16 protein-coding genes are annotated in these 20,223 nt (G+C 60.8%); 1 reads left to right on the forward strand and 15 read right to left on the reverse strand.

The annotated features are described in order from the left end of the window. Window positions 1–255: 255 nt before the first annotated feature. Window positions 256–894, forward strand: coding sequence for a transcriptional repressor LexA (lexA, locus tag PZH32_RS09490; protein WP_275207806.1), 639 nt, complete (start codon window positions 256–258; stop codon window positions 892–894). On the opposite strand, the gene hflX is transcribed toward lexA, so the two are convergent. The 15 genes from hflX to dapA all read right to left on the reverse strand — a co-directional run bounded on the left by hflX (window position 891) and on the right by dapA (window position 19,874). Next, window positions 891–2,225: a GTPase HflX gene (gene hflX / locus PZH32_RS09495; protein WP_275207808.1), complete on the reverse strand. Its 1,335-nt coding sequence runs from the start codon at window positions 2,223–2,225 to the stop codon at window positions 891–893. The two genes, lexA and hflX, sit on opposite strands and share 4 nt — an antisense overlap. Window positions 2,226–2,384: 159 nt before the next feature. Then, on the reverse strand, window positions 2,385–3,335 hold the full coding sequence (gene miaA, locus PZH32_RS09500) for a tRNA (adenosine(37)-N6)-dimethylallyltransferase MiaA (RefSeq protein WP_275207810.1): 951 nt from the start codon (window positions 3,333–3,335) through the stop codon (window positions 2,385–2,387). Further along, entirely contained in the window at window positions 3,322–4,686 is a 1,365-nt protein-coding gene (miaB, locus tag PZH32_RS09505; protein WP_275207811.1) for a tRNA (N6-isopentenyl adenosine(37)-C2)-methylthiotransferase MiaB, read from the reverse strand. Before miaB ends, miaA begins: the two co-directional genes overlap by 14 nt. 14 nt (window positions 4,687–4,700) lie before the next feature. Further along, window positions 4,701–5,030, reverse strand: coding sequence for a stage V sporulation protein S (locus PZH32_RS09510; RefSeq protein ID WP_275207813.1), 330 nt, complete (start codon window positions 5,028–5,030; stop codon window positions 4,701–4,703). A gap of 139 nt (window positions 5,031–5,169) precedes the next feature. Next, window positions 5,170–6,255, reverse strand: coding sequence for an ATP-binding protein (locus PZH32_RS09515; protein WP_275207815.1), 1,086 nt, complete (start codon window positions 6,253–6,255; stop codon window positions 5,170–5,172). Between the two features lie 3 nt (window positions 6,256–6,258). Continuing rightward, window positions 6,259–7,845 carry a ribonuclease Y gene (gene rny / locus PZH32_RS09520; protein ID WP_275207817.1) on the reverse strand — a complete coding sequence of 529 codons (1,587 nt, stop codon included), beginning with the start codon at window positions 7,843–7,845 and terminating at the stop codon, window positions 6,259–6,261. A gap of 256 nt (window positions 7,846–8,101) precedes the next feature. Beyond that, window positions 8,102–8,758, reverse strand: a complete 657-nt coding sequence (locus PZH32_RS09525; protein WP_275207819.1) for a regulatory protein RecX — start codon at window positions 8,756–8,758, stop codon at window positions 8,102–8,104. A 2-nt stretch (window positions 8,759–8,760) separates the two neighbouring features. Next, complete coding sequence (gene recA / locus PZH32_RS09530) at window positions 8,761–9,816, reverse strand: recombinase RecA (RefSeq protein WP_275207820.1); 1,056 nt, start codon at window positions 9,814–9,816, stop codon at window positions 8,761–8,763. Window positions 9,817–10,079: 263 nt separating this feature from the next. Then, a complete protein-coding gene (gene pgsA / locus PZH32_RS09535) occupies window positions 10,080–11,273 on the reverse strand; it encodes a CDP-diacylglycerol--glycerol-3-phosphate 3-phosphatidyltransferase (RefSeq protein ID WP_275207822.1) in 1,194 nt (397 codons plus the stop codon). A 4-nt stretch (window positions 11,274–11,277) separates the two neighbouring features. Further along, window positions 11,278–12,654 (reverse strand): 30S ribosomal protein S12 methylthiotransferase RimO, encoded by a 1,377-nt coding sequence (gene rimO / locus PZH32_RS09540; protein WP_275207824.1) that lies wholly within the window; start codon window positions 12,652–12,654, stop codon window positions 11,278–11,280. Between the two features lie 13 nt (window positions 12,655–12,667). Beyond that, complete coding sequence (locus PZH32_RS09545; protein WP_275207826.1) at window positions 12,668–13,165, reverse strand: YajQ family cyclic di-GMP-binding protein; 498 nt, start codon at window positions 13,163–13,165, stop codon at window positions 12,668–12,670. A gap of 51 nt (window positions 13,166–13,216) precedes the next feature. Further along, window positions 13,217–14,362 (reverse strand): helix-turn-helix domain-containing protein, encoded by a 1,146-nt coding sequence (locus PZH32_RS09550; protein WP_275207827.1) that lies wholly within the window; start codon window positions 14,360–14,362, stop codon window positions 13,217–13,219. Between the two features lie 41 nt (window positions 14,363–14,403). Further along, entirely contained in the window at window positions 14,404–16,995 is a 2,592-nt protein-coding gene (locus PZH32_RS09555; RefSeq protein WP_275207828.1) for an FtsK/SpoIIIE family DNA translocase, read from the reverse strand. 6 nt (window positions 16,996–17,001) lie between these two features. Then, window positions 17,002–18,888 (reverse strand): ribonuclease J, encoded by a 1,887-nt coding sequence (locus PZH32_RS09560; protein ID WP_275207829.1) that lies wholly within the window; start codon window positions 18,886–18,888, stop codon window positions 17,002–17,004. An 83-nt stretch (window positions 18,889–18,971) separates the two neighbouring features. After that, on the reverse strand, window positions 18,972–19,874 hold the full coding sequence (gene dapA / locus PZH32_RS09565) for a 4-hydroxy-tetrahydrodipicolinate synthase (protein WP_275207830.1): 903 nt from the start codon (window positions 19,872–19,874) through the stop codon (window positions 18,972–18,974). Window positions 19,875–20,223 lie beyond the last annotated feature (349 nt).

Below are 20,223 nucleotides of genomic sequence, written 5' to 3' on the forward strand. Positions count from 1 at the left end.
ACCTTATACGGAGCACTTCACTCCCGTTTTCAAAACATTGCTACCTTCACGACACCCCGAGTGGGCTGCGTCTAGGCAAAAAAGATAACGAAGCTGGCGATGGTGCTCAGAGCGAAGGCAATGGGGAATTCGTAGCGTGCCATTTTTATCTCCTGACCTCTTGCGTAGAACCTTTGTTCGTTGTTATAATAGGGCGAACAAAAGTTCATGTCAAGAGAAAATAAAACAAATGTACGCTATTCGAAAGGATGCGCTATGACTCAGAAGGTGACGAAGAGGCAGCAGGCCGTGCTGGACTGCATCGAGGCGTGCATTCGGGAGAAGGGCTACGGCCCTACCGTTCGCGAGGTGTGCCAAACGCTCGGTCTCTCCTCCCCTTCTACGGTTCATGTGCATCTCAAGGCCCTGGAGGAAAAGGGCTTCATCAAGCGCGACCCGCTCAAGTCGCGCTCTATTGCTCTTACCTATGCCATTGAAGACGCGGCTTCCTCGGTGGTTTCCGGCGCCGAGGCCTACAGCAACTTGGTCACTATTCCCCTCGTGGGCAATGTAGCCGCTGGCTCGCCCATTCTTGCCGAGGAAAATATCACCGATAACATTACGCTCCCTACGGAAATTGTCGGCGATGCTCCCTCTTTCATGCTGTCAGTGCGAGGTGAGTCCATGATCGAGGCCGGCATTAACGACGGCGATTATGTTGTGGTAAAAGAGCAGCCCGTGGCTAACAACGGCGATATTGTCGTGGCCATTATCGACGATGGGGCCACGGTTAAGCGCTTTTATCGGGAGGCCGATCATATTCGCCTTCAGCCCGAAAACGCTTCCATGGATCCCATTATCACCACGAACTGCTCTATTGCCGGCAAGGTTGTCGCCGTTTTCCGCCGTATTTAAGCTTCGCTATCGGTGTCGGTGCTCTCAATCCCATAGGGTTCGAACGATGCGGCAAATGCCGGTCCTGCGAGCATTTGCAGGTGCGTGCCGTCGGCTTCATGGGATTCCGAGATGATATGGCAGCGTTCGTGAGCCAGGGAAACCAGGTCTCCTCGCTGGTAAGGAATAACCACGTCGAGCTTAACGTCTGACGATGACGCCGCGGCGGCTATGGCCGCTATCAGCTTCTCTATCCCCTCTCCGGTGCGCGCTGAAACAAATTGGGCATGAGGGAACCGCCTCATGAGACCCTGCTTGGTGTCTTCGTCAAGCAGATCGCACTTGTTGAAAACCTCAATGCAGGCAATATCCTGAGCGCCAATCTGATCAAGTACATCATGGACGGCTTCAATCTGCCCTTCGAATTCCGGGGACGAGGCATCGATGACGTGCAGAATCAAGTCGGACCCCGTAATTTCGTCCAAGGTCGACTTGAAGGCCTCCACCAGGGTGGTGGGAAGCTTCTGGATAAAGCCAACGGTGTCCGTTACGGTAATTTCACGGCCCTCGGGCAGCTCGAATTTGCGCGTGGTGGAGTCCAAGGTGGCGAAAAGCTTGTCGTAACTGAGCACGTCCGAGCCCGTCAATCGATTGATCAGGGAGCTCTTCCCGGCATTGGTGTAGCCGGCCAGAGCCACTTTGAACATGCCGCTGCCATAGCGGCTCTCTCGCTGCAAAGAGCGAACCTCGGCCAGATGGGCCAATTCCCGTCGAATGGAGGTAATGCGCTTGCGCACCATACGACGATCCACCTCAAGCTGACTCTCACCTTCGCCGAAGCGCGAGCCGACGCCGCCGCCCATGCGGTTGGAGGCCAGGTGAGCCCACATGCCGCGCAGGCGCGGATACAGGTACTGGTTCTGTGCCAGACGCACTTGGAGGCGTCCTTCTTTGGACGTAGCATGCAAGGCGAAGATATCGAGGATGAGCGCGGTACGGTCAATGACCTTGACGTTCTTGTCCATGATTTTCTCGAGGTTGGCCTGCTGCGAGGGTGTAAGCTCGTCGTCGAAGATAACCAGATCAGCCTTGTAAGTGCGGGCTAACTCGGCAATTTCCTCAGCCTTGCCCGAGCCGACAAAGGTACGCGGATTAGGCGCATCAAGCTTTTGCGTGGTCACGGCAACGGTATCGGCTCCGGCTGTGTCAGCTAGACGCTCCAATTCCGCCAGCGAAGATTCAAGAGGCCACTCGAGCCCCGGACGGTCAACGCCTACAAGAACGGCGCGCTCGCGCTGCTCCTCGGCCATGGTAGCCGGTCCCTTTTGGATTACAGATACATATTCAGTCATAAGCCATGCTCCTTGGTGTTCGTAACGACAGAAGTACCGAAAGCGGTACGGGAAAAGACGGGTCGTTACAGGCGCATGGGCATCACTCCTTAATCGGCACCGTCAACGGTGCGGGACAAACGCCCCGTATCATAGCACAAGAAGAAAACGTCAGGGAAATTATCGGGCGAAAATGCCTTTGAGGCTCTCATGGGAGAGAATTTGCTCGGCCAGGCGCTCTGGCTGAGGATCCGTGGCATCCAGCCAGCAAATGCGCTCATCGCGACGAAACCAGGTGCGCTGCCGCTTGGCGTAACGACGAGTTGCCTGCTTGATGGCCTCTACAGCCTCATCAAGGGTGCATCGGGCCTCCAAGGCTTCGACAATCTCCTTGTAGCCAATGGCCTGGGGCGCCGTCACACCTTGGCGAAAACCCTGATCAAGCAGGTGCTCCACCTCGTTAACAAGGCCTTGATCCATCATGGCATCAACCCGACGGTTAATGCGTTCGTTGAGAATGTCGGGATCGACGGCCAGCCCAAACTGCACCGACGGCAGGTAGGGCGCAATATGAGCTAACTGCTCCTTTTGGCGCGCGTAGGAGCCGCCCTCCTCGAGCAATTCGAAGGCACGAACGACACGGCGCACGTTGTTGGGATGGACGACGGCAGCGCTTTCGGGATCGCGCTCCTGCAGCAGCTGCCAAAGAGCCTCGTTGCCATGGGCCTCGGCGTAGGCGGTGTAATGATCGCGAACAGGGTTGGCCACTTGTTCGCCCGTGGGAAATTGATAGTCATCGATGACCGCGCGCACATAAAGCCCCGTACCGCCGCACAACACGGCGGGAGTGTCCTGTGCATCCAGGGCTGCAATGCAGGAGCGTCCGTAGTCCTGAAAGAGCGCTGCACTGTAGGGCTCACCGGGATCGCGCAGATCGAAACCAAAATGAGGCACCTGGCGTTCGCTGACAGGAAGCTTGCCCGTGCCAATGTCCATGCCGCGATAGATTTGCATGGAGTCGGCGCTCACAACCGCGCCCTTAACCGCCAGAGCCACCTGTTGGGCCACGTCGGTCTTGCCGCTGGCAGTAGGGCCAACGATGGTGATAACCGGCGTCTTAAGCGTCTTCATTAACAACCGTGCCGGATAAATACCAGGTGCGTGCCTCGTCGACCTTGACGGATACCGTGGTGCCGATGAGCTCGTCGATTTCAACCCCGGCAGGCAGCGGCGCATGGACGGTTTGGTTCTTCGGACTACGGCCCGCCAGAATGGAGGTATCGCGCTTGGAGGTGCCCTCTACCAGAACGGGAACGACACTCCCCTGCTCATCCTGGTTGGCTTCAAAGGCCTTGCGCTGTACCAGGTCCACCAAGCGATCGAAGCGTTCTTGGATAACCTCTCGCGGTGTATCGTCTTCCATGGACGCTGCCGGCGTCCCCTCGCGCTTGGAGTAGATGAACGTGAACACCTGGTTGTAGCCCACCTCTTCGACCAAGCGGTAGGTTTCCAGGAAGTCCTCTTCAGTTTCGCCGGGGAAGCCCACGATAATGTCGGTAGAAAGAGCAATATCGGGCACGACAGCGCGCAACTTCTTAACCAGATCCAGGTAATGCTCGCGGGTGTAGCGGCGGTTCATGGCCTTCAGGATGCGATTGGACCCTGACTGTACCGGCAGGTGCAGGGCGGGCATGAGGGAACGCAGCGTGCCAAAGCGAGCAATGACCTCGTCAGTGAGGTCTTTCGGGTGGCTGGTGGCAAAGCGCAAACGTTCGATACCCGTCGCATCGACAGCATCGAGCACCTCGGCGAAGCGCGGCTCGCCATAGAGATCGCGTCCGTAGGAGTTCACGTTCTGCCCCAGCAGCGTAATTTCCTTCACGCCGGCGTCCACGTACCCTTGGGCCTCCTGGGCAATGTCCTCCAGGGTGCGAGATTTCTCACGACCGCGCACATAGGGCACAATGCAGTAGGTGCAGAAGTTGTTGCAGCCCACGGTGATGGGCAGCCAGGCGGCCCAGGCGTTCTCGCGATCGGTGGGAAGCGAAGAGGAGAAGTCGTCGGCGGCGTCGAGCACTTCGACGCGATGCCCCCCTTCTTGGGCAGCGGCCGTCAGCAGCGCAGGAAGGGATCCCAGGTTGTGGGTGCCAAAGACGACATCAAGATGCGGCAGCTCGTCGGTGAGCTTGGCGCCGTCGCGTTGGCCGATGCAGCCGCCAACGGCAATAAGACGCTTGTTGAAGGGGCTTCCCTCGCGCACGGAAATGTTCTTCATGGAGGCAACCTGGCCATAAAGGCGCGTATCTGCCGCCTCACGGACGCAGCAGGTCATGAACGCGACGATATCAGCTTCTTCGATAGTGTCGACGGGCAGCGCGCCCAGGCCCTCCAGCATGCCGGCAACGCGCTCGGAGTCGTGCTTGTTCATCTGGCAGCCAAAGGTATGGATGCAGAAGGTGCTTCCCTCAAAAAGATTGCTCATGGACGGGCCTTGCTCTACAGCGCAGCTTCGGCGACCACGGGAACAACCGTGCCGCCCTTCGGCTCGACCGCAAAGCGAATGGCCGTGCGATATTCACCGTCGATGACAATGTCGGCAAAAGAAGGAATGCAGCAGATTTCAATACCGACGGGAGACAGGAATCCGCGCGAGATGGCCACCGCTTTCACGGCTTGATTTACTGCCCCGGCGCCGACGGCCTGAATTTCGACGGTAGCTCCGTCTTTAATCATGCCGGCAATAGCACCGGCCACGGAAGCCGGAGAAGATTTCGAGGATACCTTGAGGCAGCCGATGGGCGGCCTGGTTTCTGTGGTGCTAGACACGTCGCTGATCCTTGTCGTTGGTAGAGTGTTGAAGCTTGATTAAGGGTGCATTTTCGTCGAATCAGGGGTGAACTACCTCATCATTGACAGCTTTCATATTCTATCGGTTCGCTGCCCGTGACGCAACTTCGAGGCCGGTTTAATGCATCTTTGTCAGAGGTATGGTAATGCGAATGGCCTCGGCTCCCACGGTAATATCCGGTTCGCCGGTGCCTTCGAGGTAATAGCGGGCGGCAATGTCCTCCATGGCGCGATTGATCTGGTCTTTGATAAGATCGACATCTTCGGGGGCCAGGCGAAGGCCGCGCTGGTCCGCGCGAGGGGTGCGGGGGCCTTTAGAGCTGGCTTTTGGTGCGGGAAAGCTCTCGGCACGCAGGCGCTCAGTCAAAGGAGCCACGGGAGGGATGGTGCCATCCAAAATGCGGCGCGCAGATCGGCTGGACAGCTCAAGCCCCATGGCCTCGCACAAGGCGCTTAGGTGCTCGGGATCGGTGGCCACGGCAAGGCGCTTGATCAGGGGCAACGTGTCAGGTGCGGGGCAGAAGGCTCGAGCCGAAGGCGAAAGCGTGGCCATCCCGTACGCTACCAGGGTTGCGGCAATGTCGGTGGGAGAGCCGATGAACACTTCGCAGTCGTGGCGATGCTCCAGAGCGAACTCGCAGACGGTGCGCAGGATGTTCTTCGGGCCGCGCATGGCAAGGACACCGCCCTCCCCTTTCTCGAAATGAGGGAAGGTGGATTGATCGGTCTTCTCCCCTAGCTGCTCGGTGTTCGTCTCCACCACGATACTGGCTCCGTTGTTCGGAGCGGAGTCTTTGACCTGGGCCACAGAGGCGTTCACGGCAATGGAATAGAGAGCCATGCCTCGTCCGTGCATGCCCCACTTGTCCATATGGGCCGTATCCAGCTTAGAGGTGACGCGCGGTTCGAAAATACGCTCGTGCTGCGAGGCGGGAATGCCGCAGCCGTCGTCAATGATAGTAAGATGGCGCGTGGTGCCGCTCTTCTGGGTGGCCACGAAAATATGGCGCGCTCCCGCATCGCGAGCGTTGCGCAGAAGCTCGATGACAATGTCCTCGCTGGAGCGGATGTCCTGGGCGGCCTGGCGACGTTCTGCTTCCGAGCTGCGTAAACGAACGAAGCCGTCCCCGAGGTCGGCTTCGACTCGGAGACGGCTCTCGCCGCAAACAGTATCTATGAAGTTGGTCAGCGACGAATCGGTCATGACTTATTTGGCGTAATCCACCGCGCGGCTCTCGCGGATGACAACAACCTTGACCTGACCGGGGTACTGCATTTCGCTCTCGATTTGATGGGCGATGTCGTGGGCAAGCACCACGGACTGGGCCTCATCGACCACTTCGGGCTCGACCATGACGCGAACCTCACGGCCGGCCTGAATGGCGAAGGTGCGCTCGACGCCCTTGTGGGAGTTGGCAATTTCCTCGAGCTTCTCAAGGCGCTTGATGTAGGCGTCCAGGGTTTCTTTGCGAGCACCGGGACGAGCGGCCGAAACGGCATCGGCAGCCTGAATGAGCACGTCGATAACCGAGTTGGGCTCAATATCGTTGTGATGGGCCTCGATGGCATGGACAATCTCGGGACGCTCGCCAAAGCGGCGTGCCAGGTCGGCGCCGATGACGGCGTGGCTGCCCTCAACCTCGTGGTCGACGGCTTTGCCCAAGTCGTGCAGGAGGCCGGCGCGCTTTACCGGAATGGGGTCGAGGCCCAGCTCGGCAGCCATGACGCCAGCCAGGTAAGCCACCTCCAAAGAGTGGTTGAGCACGTTCTGGCCGAACGAAGTGCGATAGCGCAGACGGCCCAAGGTGCGCACCAACTCGGGGTGCAGATCATGGATGCCGGTGTCGAAGGAGGCCTGCTCGCCCGCTTCCTGCACGCGCTGGTTCACGAGAGCTACGGCCTTTTCGTACATTTCCTCGATGCGGGCCGGGTGAATACGGCCATCGGCAATGAGGTTCTCCATGGTGACGCGGCCGATCTCGCGACGGACCGGATCGAAGCAGGAGATGGTGACGCACTCCGGCGTGTCGTCGATGATGAGGTTCGTGCCGGTCATCTGCTCGAAGGAGCGGATGTTGCGGCCCTCGCGCCCGATAATGCGGCCCTTGAGGTCGTCGGAAGGAATATGAATAGTGGACACGGTGCTCTCGGCCGAGTGGTCGGCAGCAACGCGCTGGATGGCCAGGCTGAGAATCTCACGGGCCTTCTTGTCCGCCTCGGCCCTCGTGCGCGTTTCGGCATCGCGGATAATGACAGCGGATTCGCGCGTGACCTCATCGTGGATGGTTTCCAGGAGTTCTTCCTTAGCCTCCTGCGGGCTCATGCCGGCAGCGCGCTCAAGGGCCTGGTTGATTTCGATCTGAGCTTCTTCGCGATGACGGGCGATGGCGTTCTCGGCCTCGTCCACCTCGCGCTCACGGCGCTCGACCTGGCCCTGGAGCGAGGAAAGCTGGTGCTCGCGCGCATCGAGGGATTCGACCCGTCGATCGAGGGACTCCTCGCGCTGCGAGAGGGTTTCCTCGCGCTGGGCCACTCGGCTCTCGGCCGAGCGCACTTCGCGCATGCGCTCCTTGTTTTCCTCTTCCATTTCCTGCTTGTAGCGCAGGGCCTGGTCCTTCGCCTCTACGGCCGCCTCGCGTCGCAGCGTCTCTGCCTGCTTCTTCGCATCTTCGACAAGAGCCTCGGCCTCACGGCTGGCGTTCTTGCCCGATGCGTTGGAGATAACACGAGAGACGATGAAACCGAGGACCACGCCGACGATTATGCCAATGATGACAATCAGCACAGGATCCATCGCGGATTCCTCCTTTCATCGGGGGATTCATGCCCCATTTGAAGTCATAAAAAAAGCCCGTGGAACGGGCATGAGCATATACAGCCAGGGTAGCGAAATATATGTTTGTCTATAATCAATACCCGAAGGGTATATAGCTCAAAAACCACGGGTAGAAGTATACCGCAAGAAGCCAGGGAAGCGCACCATAAGTGCCGTCAGATGCCAGGAAAGACGGTCGAACACCACAACCATGGCGTGCAGCGGAGCAAAGCGCTTAAGATGAGGCGTGCTCCTCGGCCCATTGGCGAGCAGCCGTGGCGGCAATATCGGTGCCATAGCCTTGGCTGACCAGCTTGCGATAGGCGGCCTCGCGCACTTGCTTGGCCCGAGGAGGACGGCGCTGCAAAAGCGCCAGGGCGCGCTGGACTTCGGCTTCTCGCCCAAGAGCATCGTGCTCTTGCCACGCGTCCAAGGTGGAAGGATCGATGCCCAGTTCCTCAATTTCGCGCTCCGCCTCTCGCAGCCCCTTGCCAGCAGCCAACCGCATCCGGATAAGGGCATCAGCATAGCGGCGATCATCGACGAGATGCAGTCGCTGGCATTTACCCAAGGCTTCCTCCACGGCATCGGGCGGGTATTCCTCTTTAAGGAGACGGCTGCGCAGATAGGTGCTCGAGCGCTCTCGAACGCTGATAAGGCGCAGGATTTTCTGATAGGCCTCTTCGGCAGTGGGCTCTTCGTTCTGGGTCAAGTTGGAGAAGGAGGAAGAGGCGGTGGGATGATGATCGGCTGACAACGAGGCACGCTTGGTGGGGGCGCAGGAAGAAGCGAGCGACTCCGCCCCGCAGGCGGAATCGCTCGGATGATCGCCGCGTTCGATGGCGGCGACGGCTTGCTTCAATTGGTCGAGGATGTCGGCACGAGAGGCCACGGCTATTTCTTTTTACCCGACTTCGGTGCCGGCGAGAAGGAATCCTCCTCTTCGGAGCGACTGATAACGGGAATGTCAAAGGCCTCGCGAACCTTCAGCTCGATTTCATCGCGCAGGTCGGGGTTTTCCTTGAGCGTTTGCTTGGCGGCCTCGCGACCCTGACCCAAGCGCTCCTCCCCATAGGTATACCAAGCGCCGGACTTCTTGGCGACACCGGCTTCCACGGCCATGTCGACGATACAGCCCTCACGAGAAATACCTTCGCCGTACATAAGATCGAACTCGGCCTGGCGGAAGGGCGGGGCCACCTTGTTCTTGACCACCTTGGCGCGGACGCGATTGCCGACCACGTCGCCGTTTTGCTTGATGGAATCGATGCGGCGAATGTCGATGCGCACACTGGAGAAGAACTTGAGGGCGCGACCGCCGGTGGTGGTTTCCGGATTACCGAACATGACGCCGATCTTCTCACGCAGCTGGTTGATGAAAATACAGGTAGTGTTTGACTTCGAGAGCGAACCGGCCAACTTGCGCAGAGCCTGGGACATGAGGCGGGCTTGTAGACCGACTGTGGTGTCGCCCATTTCGCCCTCGATTTCAGCACGGGGCACCAGGGCTGCTACCGAGTCGACGATAACGCAGTCGATGGCGCCCGAGCGAACGAGCATGTCGCAGATTTCCAGTGCCTGCTCGCCGGTGTCGGGCTGGGAGATGAGCACCTCGTCGATGTCGACGCCGATACGGGCGGCATAGACGGGGTCGAGGGCATGCTCGGCATCGATGAAGGCAACGATGCCGCCCAAGGCTTGGGCCTCGGCGAGAATTTGCAGGGCCAGCGTGGTTTTACCGCTGGACTCAGGGCCGTAGATTTCGATGATGCGGCCTCGGGGCACGCCACCGATGCCCAGGGCGGCGTCAAGAGGCAAGGCACCCGTGGGAATGACGCCGATGTTGAGATCGGCTCCGCCCTCTCCGAGAGTCATGATGGAGCCCTTGCCAAATTTCGATTCAATTTGGTCCGTGGTGAGCTTGAGCATCTTCTCTTTTTCTTCGTTCATGACCTCTCCTTGTCTGGCCCCAATACGAACAAATGGCCTGTTTTCTTATTATACGAACAAACGTATGGTAGTCAAGAAGTTTTTATTGAGGCCGTTCGCTACTTCCGACGTCGGCGCATGCTAGCCCTGGAATGTCGCAATGCGGTCGCAGCAAAGGTGCCTAGGAATCGCAGCGTGGGGCGCGCAGGATTCGCAGCGGTCGCGACGTGACGGCTGATGATCTGATCAGCAGCTCGCTATCTGCCCGGGAAATTGGCGGCCACCTAGCGGGTTTCTACGGTTTGCAGGGCCTCTTTCAAGGCGTCGAGGGCGGCAAGCGTCGTTTGCAGCCGCACTGCTTGGCGGCCGCCCTCAAAATGTAGAAGCGTGGCATGGGTGCCGGTTTGGGTAGCGCAGCCCAGCCATACGGTGCCCACGGGTTTTCCCGGTTCGGCTCCCGTGGGGCCGGCGATGCCGGTAACGGACACGGCTACGTTGGTGCGCAGCTCGCGCAAAGAGCCGCGGGCCATTTGCAGGGCCACGGTCTCATCGACGGCTCCCTGGCGAGAGAGCACCTCGTCCGACACGCCGAGCAGCTGCTCCTTCACGTCGTTCACGTAGCTGACAATGCCGCCACGCACCACCGTTGAGCTGCCAGGGACCGAGGTGAGCATAGCAGCGATAAGGCCTCCAGTGAGGCTTTCTGCCGTTGAAATGGTGGCCTGCTTTGCCGCCGCCAGTTGAATGACGTCGGCGGCGCGCTCGTCGATGGCCTTTTGCAGCGCCGCAATTTCCATGGGAGGCTCCGGCGTGGTGACGGCTGGCGTAGTTTTCGCCGTGGCAGAAGAGACGCCGCGCAGAAGCTTGCGGGCCTTGACCAGGTAGTCGAGCATGGACATGATGGTCAGCACCAGGGCGATGACCATAACGAACCAGGCCAGCACAAACATGGGATTCGTGAAGGCCGCTCCTGCGGTATTGAACGTGAGCGAGTCTTTAATCAGGAAGAGAATGATGGCCAAAATCTGAAACACCGTTTTCGCCTTGCCGTACCAGCTGGCAGCGATAACCTCGCCCTTGCTGGCGGCAATCATGCGAATGCCGGAAACGATGAACTCGCGCGCCAGGATGATGAGCACGGGCCAGCCGGGAAGAACAGCAAGCTCTACCAGGGCAATAAGGGCTGCGGCCACCAGGATCTTGTCGGCCAGGGGGTCCATGAACTTGCCGAAGTCCGTCACCTCGCCGCGACTGCGCGCCAAGTAGCCGTCTATCCAGTCAGTGCAGGAAATGAGAATGAAGATGCCAGCGGCGATGAGTCGCTTAGCCTCCAGGGTGATGCCGGGCAGCCCGACCCATTCGGGCCAGGGGCTCACAATGGCCAGGACAAAAACAGGGACCAAGCAAATGCGAATGAGCGTAACGATATTGGCCGGGGTCCAGAGCTTCTCGGGGGCCGTGGGCTCGATAACGGTCATAGGTTTATTCGCCTTCCATCTCGTACAGAAGCGTGTCGACAATGGTCACTGGAATAATGTCGCCGATCTCTCCCCTTTCGATAAAGGTGATGCCGTCGACTTCCGGCGCCTGGCACTGGGCGCGGCCGTAGCGCTGACCATCTTCCTCGGTGCCTTCGACCAGAACGGCGTAGGTACGGCCGACGCGCTGGGCAATGCGCGCCGCGCAGGCGGCATCGGCGGTATCGCGGAGAATTTGGGCGCGCTCCACCTTTTCCTCTTCATCGATTTGATCGGGCAGGTCGAACGCGGCGGTACCTTCTTCGCGCGAATAGGGAAACACGCCGATGTAGTCGAAGGGCGCTTCGGCGGCGAAATCGCAGAGTTCCTCGAAATCCTCTTCCGTCTCGCCCGGGAAACCGGCAATAAGCGTGGTGCGCAAAGTGATATCGGGCACGGCGGTCTGCACGCGTTCGATAAGCGCCTCAAAGGAGGCGCGAGACCCGGCCCGATTCATGGCGCGCAGGATAGGAGTACAGACGTGCTGCAAGGGAATGTCCAGGTAAGAGCAGACGTTGTCGTAGCGGGCCATGACCGAGAGCAGCTCGTCGGTAATGCCCTCGGGCTGCAGGTACATGATGCGGAACCAGGTAGCGGGGTACTGGGTGGCCAAGTGCTCGACAAGCCATGCGAGGCTGGGGGTATCGGGAAGATCTTGGCCCCAGCGGCCCGTGTCCTGGGCAATGAGCACAATCTCGCGCACGCCCTCGTCCTCGATGGCACGGCGCACGTCAGCTTCGATGCGCTCGGCGGGGAAGCTGTGGTAGCGGCCGCGAATAAAGGGAATGGTGCAGTAAGAGCAGAACCGATCGCAGCCGTCGGAGATTTTCACATAGGTGAAGGGCTCCCCTGCACATTCGATGGGACGGGCAGCCTCGGCGGGGGTGTTCTTTCCTTCTGCAGGGTCCTGGACGAAAGAAGCGCGATCGATGCCGCAAATGCCGTCAACAATGGCGACGATGTCGTCCTCTTTGCTGCAGGGAATAAAGGCGCGCGCCTCTTCCAGCTCGGTGGCAAGGTCGTCGCCGTAGCGCGCCGGCATGCAGCCGGCCACAATAAGGGCGGCGTCTCCGCAACTTACCCGAGGCAGCTGCGCCGCCTCGAAAATGGCGTCAAGGCTCTCCTCGGTGGCCGATTGGATGAACGAGCAGGTGTTGATGATGACAACATCGGCGTCTTCCAGGGCCGCGTCCACGCGATAGCCGGCCCCTTTAAGGGCGCGGGCCATGGCGGCGGAGTCCACCTCGTTTTTGGCGCACCCCATGGTAACGAAGCCGACGGCGCCGCAGGAGGTGTCGGAAGAAAAGACAGTGGTTGGCGGTACTGCGGTCTGAGAGGCCATAGCGCTGCGAATCCTAGCGGTAGTTGACGTACTGCAGAGGCTGGCCGTAGTCTTGGCCCTTGAGGAAGGCGATAACCTCCTGCAGCGTGTCGCGAGAGGCGGAGCTCACGCGCAGCTTGTCGCCCTCGATGGTGACCTTGCACTTGAGTTTCTGGGCCTTGATGTCCTTGTTGATCTTGCCGGCCGTTTCCTTGTCGATGCCGTCGACAATGGTGGCCACCCGGCGCACGCTGCCACCGGTGGCAGCGATGGGGTCGCCCCAGGACACGGCGGTCAAGTCGATGCCGCGCTTGATGAGCTTCGAGCCAATGACGTCGATAACCTGGCCCGCGACGAAATCGGCCGGAGCGCTGACCGTCATGGTGCGACCGTTCTTGTCCAGCGTAATCTCGGCGCCGGAGTCCTTCAGATCGTAGCGCTGGGCCAGCTCTTTGCGCGCCTGCTGGAACGCGTTGTCGACCTCTTGCATGTCGACGGTGGATACCACATCGAAGCTGGATTCTTTTGCCATGGGAAAACCTTTCTTGCTGGTTGCGTTGAAACGAGTGAGAAGGATGCTGCCCTAGTTCGCAGCGTCGTCGTCAGCGGTGTCGGAAGAGCCGGTGTCGTCTGACGAATCGCCGCCATCGGAGCTGCTGCCCTCGCCGTCATCGGAGGAAGTATCGTCATCGTCAGTGCTGTCCTTGGAAGTATCGCCATCCTTGGAGGTGGTAGACAGGTTGTTGTCCTTGCGCCACTGTTCCAGAATGTCCTCGAAGTTGACGGTGTAGGAGGAAATACCCCGGTCGCTGGGCTCGGGAAGGGTGACTTCCTTGTCGTCCACGAAGATCTTCACGTTCTCGGGGGCCGAGGTGACGAAGCGCAGGGTGTCGGTTACGTCCTCGTCGCCGGTGTCGGGTCCGGTGACGGTTTCGGCCATGATGGTCTTGTCGTCCTTGTAGATTTCGATATAGGCCTCTTTGCCGTCGAGCACCTCCCAGGTGAACTTCGCGCTGGTAGGAGCCACGGGCTCAACCGAGGGAGTGGTGTTGTCGGTGCCCGTCGTGCCCGTGTTGGTGTTGGCGGAATTGGCCATACCGGAGATGGGGATGGTGGGCGTGTCGTCGGCTTCGGTTCCATGGTTGCCGAAGGCCAGCACGATGACCAGCACGAGAAGGGCCACGATGATGGCCCCGACAACGATAAGCGGCAGCATAGAGCTGAAGTTGGCCGTAATGCCCGGGGCCTGCCGGCCCTGGACCAAGTTGGTGTACTGGGGCTGCGGCGCAGCACCGCGCGTGGAGCGACCCGAGGAGGATCCGTAGCTGCTGCGCGAGCGAGAGCTGCGATTGCTGGGCATTTCCAGAGTCTCGGTGCGGCGCCCGCTACGCGACGAAGAGCCGCCGCGGCCCGTGGCCCAGTCTCCCCCGCGGTCCGACGAGCGGCCGCGCTCGGGACGGTCGTAGGGACGGCGCCCTGTTTCAAACTGATAGGCCTCGTCGCGATAGGCGCGGGTGACCTCGGTGGGATTGAGACCGACCAGACGTGCATAGGCCCCTACCATGTTGGAGGTGTAGCCTCGCGGTGGCATGCGGGCGAAATCGCCGTCCTCGATGGCGCGCAGGATGTCGGGACGAATGCGCAGCTTGCGAGCGGCGGTAGAGAGATCGAGGCCCTTGCGCTCGCGCGCGTTTCTGAGCATGTCTCCAAAAGAAGTCTGTCTCGCCACGGTGTGTCTCCTCTATTCAGTCGCAGGGGTAAGGCTGCGGGTTAGAAATCTTCCATCTCGTCGTGGGTCTCGAAGGCCTTGAGGGTCTCGAGTTCCATCTCGTCGACGAGGACCTCGCGGGGACGGCTGCCGTTGGCCGGGCCCACAATGCCCTTTTCTTCCAATTGATCCATTATACGTCCTGCTCGGGCATAGCCAACCTTCAAGCGGCGCTGAAGGTTGGATGTTGAGCCCAATCCGCTTGAAACCACCACATCGGCGGCTTCCCAGATGAGTGGATCGTCGTCTTCGGAGCCGCCGTCACCGGCCGGCGAGCTGTCACCCAAGGTGACCACATTGGTCTTCAGAATCTCGTCGTGGTACTCCGGCTCGCCCTGAGACTTGAGGTGCGCCACCACGGCGGCAATTTCCTCATCGGAGACGAAGGGCCCCTGCACGCGCACAGGCTTGGGGTACTCGGGCATGCCGATGAGCAGGTCGCCGTGGCCGATGAGGTTCTCGGCGCCAACGGAATCCAAGATGACGCGGGAGTCAATGCCCGAGGCCACGGTAAGACCGATGCGGCAGGTAATATTCGCCTTGATAAGGCCCGTAACCACGTTGGTGGAGGGGCGCTGGGTGGCAATGATGAGGTGAATGCCGGCCGCACGGGCCAGCTGCGCAATACGGCTGATGGAGAACTCCACCTCTTTGCCGACGTTCATCATGAGGTCGGCCAGCTCGTCGATGACGATGACAATGTAGGGAATGGGCTCGCCGTAGGGGTTCTCCGGCGGCACCTCCCCTGCCTTTTCAGCGGCGGCATCGGCCTCTTGAGCCGCGCGGGCCTTTTCGTTGAACGAGATAATATTGCGCACGCCGCATTTCGAGAACATCTTCAGGCGGCGCTCCATCTCAGCCACGGCCCAGGACAGGGCGCTGGAGGCCTCGCGGCACTCGGTGACCACGGGCACATAGAGATGGGGAATGCCCTCGTAGGGCGCAAATTCCACGCGTTTCGGATCGACCATGATGAAGCGCACCTCCGAGGGAGTGGCGCGCATGAGGATGGACATGATCATGCCGTTGACCTCAACGGACTTACCGGAACCGGTGGTGCCGGCAATAAGCACGTGAGGCATTTTCGCCAGGTCGTGGACGATGGAGTGCCCCTCGACGTCCTCGCCGATGGCCACTTGCAAGGGCCCCTCCCCCGCCGCTGCCAGCACCTCGGGCAGGTAGACCATCTGGCGCTTGCGGTTGGGTACTTCGATGCCCACATAGTTTGTGCCCGGGATGGGGGCGAAGATGCGGACGCCGGGGGCCGCCAAGGCCAGGGCGATGTCGTCGGTGAGGTTGGTGACTTTGCTCACGCGCACGCCGGAGGGCAGATCGACTTTGAAGAGGGTAACCGTCGGGCCTTCCACCCAGCCCACGACCGAGGCCATGACGCCGAAGTCCTCCAAGGTGCCCTGAAGCTCCATAGCCACTTCGCGCAGCTCTTCTTCGGTGGAGCCCCGACGGGTGCCGCCTCCCGTGGAGAGCAGGCTCATGGGCGGCAGCTCAAAGCCGTCCTTGGAGCGCGGCTTTTCAGGCTCGGGCTTCGCGGCCTTCTTACGGGCGGGGCGCTTCGGAGCCGGCGCGGGCTTCTCCTCGGGCTGGGGCTTGTTGCGCTTTCCGAGCTTGCGGGTAAGGGGCGCGGCGGGCTCGGCCGCGGAAATGTCCTTGATCTGGGCCGTTTCCATGGGATCGGGCGGCACGATGGGAATGAGCTGGGTTTCATCGGCGGCACCGATTTTCTGGGTGAGGGCGCCTTCCGGAGCGCCGACGCGACCAGTGCGGGGCCGGCGCGGCTCCTCAAAGGGCAGTCGCGAGGTAAGCGCCGCAGGGTTGACCGCCGTAGGATCAGTATTGCCAGCGATGATACGGGCCGGCGCGGGCATGTCTTCGGAGCTGGTCCTTCCCCGTCGCGCCCGACCCAGCAGCGCGTCAGCCACCCCGGGCATACCCTCGGGGATACCCGGGGTATGGGTGGCACGGAACTTCTCGATAAAGGAAGACACGGAGAAGCCGATGATGATGACGCCGATAAGCGCGATGCCCAGCATGATGACACAGGAAATGATCTGTCCGAACAGGGTCAGCCCCACCCAAGCGAGGGCCGCTCCCACGTAGCCGCCGTGGGTTACCAGGGCGTTGTGGTCGAACAGGAACGCCGGCCCCTGGAAGCCCAAAGGCGTGAACAGGGCGATGATGCCGAGCAACGCAATGAGGATGAGGGCCAGGCCGATGGCAATGCGCAGCGACATGCGCTGGTGATCCAGACGATAGAGAATGGAGGCGCCGATGGCCACCAAAAAGAAGGGCAGCAGATAGCAGCCGATGCCGAAGACCAGGTGCAGAGCCTCGGACAGAAAAGAGGTGACGATGGCACCCGAGGGGGCCACGGCGGCAATGAACAGCACAATGCCCAGCAGCACTATGCCGACGCCCACCACATCGCGGCGGGTGCGATCGTCGAAGACGCGCGGCTCTTCGGATACCGTGGCCCGGCTGCGGGCAGCGGAGCGGCGCGTTCCGCTTTTGGGCGTACCACCGCTGGCCGCAGCGCGGGATTTTGTTGCTTTCTGACTTTGCTGAGAGTGTCGGGCCACGCTTGCCTAGACCTCCAGGATGTTCACGACGACCATGGGGCGCTGCTTGGTGCGCTCCCACAGCAGGGACAGCAGGGCGTCGCGGGCCACCTTGCGCAGCTCCTTGATGCCGCCGTCCTTGGCCAGGCAGCGCTTGAGGGCGTTGGTGACCGTGGTTGCGGCTTCCTGGGTGAGGTAATGGTCGTCACCGCCGGTGATGCCGTGCATGGACACCTGCACGTCGGCCTCAAGGGCGCGCTTCTTCATGTCGATGGCCACGGCAACGCTGGCAAAGCCCTGGTTGCCCAAGGTGTTGCGCTCGTCGAGCACGTCCTGGGAGGTGTCGCCCACCGACAGGCCGTCCACGTAGACGATGCCCGAGGGCACGCCCTCGCCGCGGGCCACGCCGCGGGCGGACAGTTCCAGAGAGTCGCCGTTTTCCATAACGTAGATGTTGTCGGGATCGACGCCGGTGGCCTCGGCCAGCTTGGCGTGGGCGCGCAAATGGGTGGCCTCGCCGTGGACGGGCATGAAGTTCTTCGGCTTCACGATGGAGAGCATGATCTTCAGCTCTTCGGCACCGGCATGGCCCGACACGTGCACGCGGGCGCGGCTCTTGTCGTAGACATCCGCGCCAATTTTCGCCAACTGGTTGATGACGCGGGTGACGGCCTTCTCGTTGCCGGGGACCGGCGTGGCCGAGATGATGACCGTGTCGCCCTCTTCGATCTCGATGGTCTTGTGCTCGCCGTTGGCAATGCGGGCCAGGGCCGACAGGGGCTCGCCCTGGCTGCCCGTGCACATGATGACCACCTGCTCGGGCGGAATGCCCTTGAGGTCGTAGGCATCGATGAGGTTGTCGTCGGAGATGTTGAGATAGCCCAGGCGACGGGCGATGTCGGTGTTCTGGATCATGGAGCGACCCGTAACCACTACCTTGCGGCCGTTCTTCACCGCGGCGTCGCAGATTTGCTGCATGCGGTGAATATGGCTGGCGAAGGAGGCGATGATGACGCGGCCCTTGGCCTGGGAGATAATCTGCTCGAGCGTCTTGCCCACTTCGGCCTCGGAGGGCGTGAAGTTGGGGTTGGTGGCGTTGGTGGAGTCGCTCATCATGAGGTCGACGCCCTGCTCGGAATAGCGGGCCAAGGCACCGAAGTCGGTGGTGATGCCGTCGATAGGCGTCTGATCGAGCTTGAAGTCGCCCGTGTGCAGCACGTTGCCGGCTGGGCTCTGGATGAACAGGCCCACGGCGCCGGGAATGGAGTGGTTCACGGCGAAGAAGTCGACCTTGAAGCACCCCAGCTTGATGTCGTCGCCGGGCTTGATCTCGATGAGCTTGGCGTTCTTGACGCGATGCTCGGCGAACTTGCCCTCGATAAGGCCCAAGGTGAGCTTCGTGGCATAGATGTTGACCGTGCGGTCGAGGTCTTTCAGCAGGTACGGCAAGGTGCCGGTGTGGTCCTCGTGGCCGTGGGTGATGATGATGCCGCGCAGCTTATCGGCGTTTTCCAGCACGTAGGTGTAGTCGGGCAGGATAAGATCGATGCCCGGATGATCGTCGTCGGGGAACATCAGGCCGGCGTCGTCGAGGATCATGTCGTTGCCGCATTCGAAGGCCGTCATGTTCTTGCCGATGGCGTCCAAGCCGCCAAGCGGAATGATCTTCAGCTTGGCGTTGGGGTCCTTCTGGTTCTTGGAGCCGCGGCGCGTCTTCTGATTGGACGGGCGCTGCTGCCCCTGGCCTTCAGCCGCTTCGCCGCGGGAAAGCTGAGGGCGCTTGCGCTCGAGGTTGACGCGCTTGAACGAGGTGTTGTTCTTGCGCTTGTCGGAGCGGCGGTTGTTGTTGCTCTTGCCGCTGTTTTGTCCCTGATCGCTCGGGCGATCGGAACGGTCGTTCTTTGATGTCGTCATAGGTTCCTTTTCTTTCTGACGTATTTGAAAAACGCCGGCCCGAAAGGGTCGGACCGGCGTTCACGGTGCAATGACTGCCGGAGCTAGTCCAGCACGCCCACCTCGCGCATGATGCCGGCAAGGCGACGGGACTGCTCGGGCGTGGCGTCCACCAAGGGCAGGCGCACGCCGCCCACGGGGAAACCGATAAGGTTGAGGGCTTCCTTTACCAGAATGGGATTGGAGGTTTCGAAGAGCCCCTTCATGAGCGGCATGAGGGCCTCGTTGGCCGTCTCCGCCTCGTCCCATTCCTCGCGGGCGCACAGGGTGACAATTTCCTTCATGCGCTCGGGAGCCACGTTGCCAATGGTGGAGATGACGCCCGCACCGCCCAGCTTCATGATGTCGAGGGTGGCGGAATCGTCGCCGGAGTACACGTCGAACTTGTCCGGGGCGTTGTCGATGATGAACTTTACCTGGTCAAGATCGCCCGAGGCCTCCTTGATGGCCACGATGTTGTCGAAGTTGTGGGCCAGACGCAGGGTGGTTTCCGCATCCATGTTGATGGAGCAGCGGCCGGGGATATTGTAAAGGATAATGGGCAACTCCACGTTGGAGGCGATGGTCTTGAAGTGCTGGTACAGGCCCTCCTGCGGAGGCTTGTTGTAGTAGGGCACCACGCACATGAAGCCGTCGACGCCGAGCTTCTGGGCATCCTGGGCGAAGTACACCGTATCGGCGGTGCAGTTGTCGCCCACGTTGGCGATGACGGGCACGCGCCCGTTGACCGCCTTCACCACGGCGCGGAACAGCTCCAGCTTCTGCGGATAGAACACCGTGGGGCTCTCGCCCGTGGTGCCGTTGATGATGAGGGCGTCCGAGCCGCCGCGCACGAGACGATCGGCCAGCTGCTGGGCGCGGTCAAGGTCCAGCTCCAGATCAGGATTGAACGGGGTGACCATGGCCGGAATCATGCGGCCGAAGCGGGGATCGCGTTTGAACTGCATAGATGCCTCTCTCATCGCTTTGACGCAGCGCTGCTGCGCGGGATTGTACCTATCTAACTTAGGTATTATGCCACTGATGTTCGCAGGAGGAAACATCAGCGGCGCGAGTACGTCAAACCCACAAGCTAACGGCACCGATCTGCAACTCTTCCGCCCCTTCCCTGTTCGGCTGCGGACGGCTTCTAGCGTCCTTTGCTGATCGATTTACGCCGTCCGTCCGCGAACGGCTCCCGACTCCCCTCCGGGCACGCGCCGCTCCGCTGACTCGCTTCGCTCGGGCGCTGCGCTCCCTCATGCTTTTACTTTGCGGCCTTCGGCCGCGTTTCAAGTTAGTGTTCAGACGGTGCCC

The sequence above is a fragment of the Adlercreutzia equolifaciens genome, from assembly GCF_029076695.1.
GTDB lineage: Bacteria > Actinomycetota > Coriobacteriia > Coriobacteriales > Eggerthellaceae > Adlercreutzia > Adlercreutzia equolifaciens_A.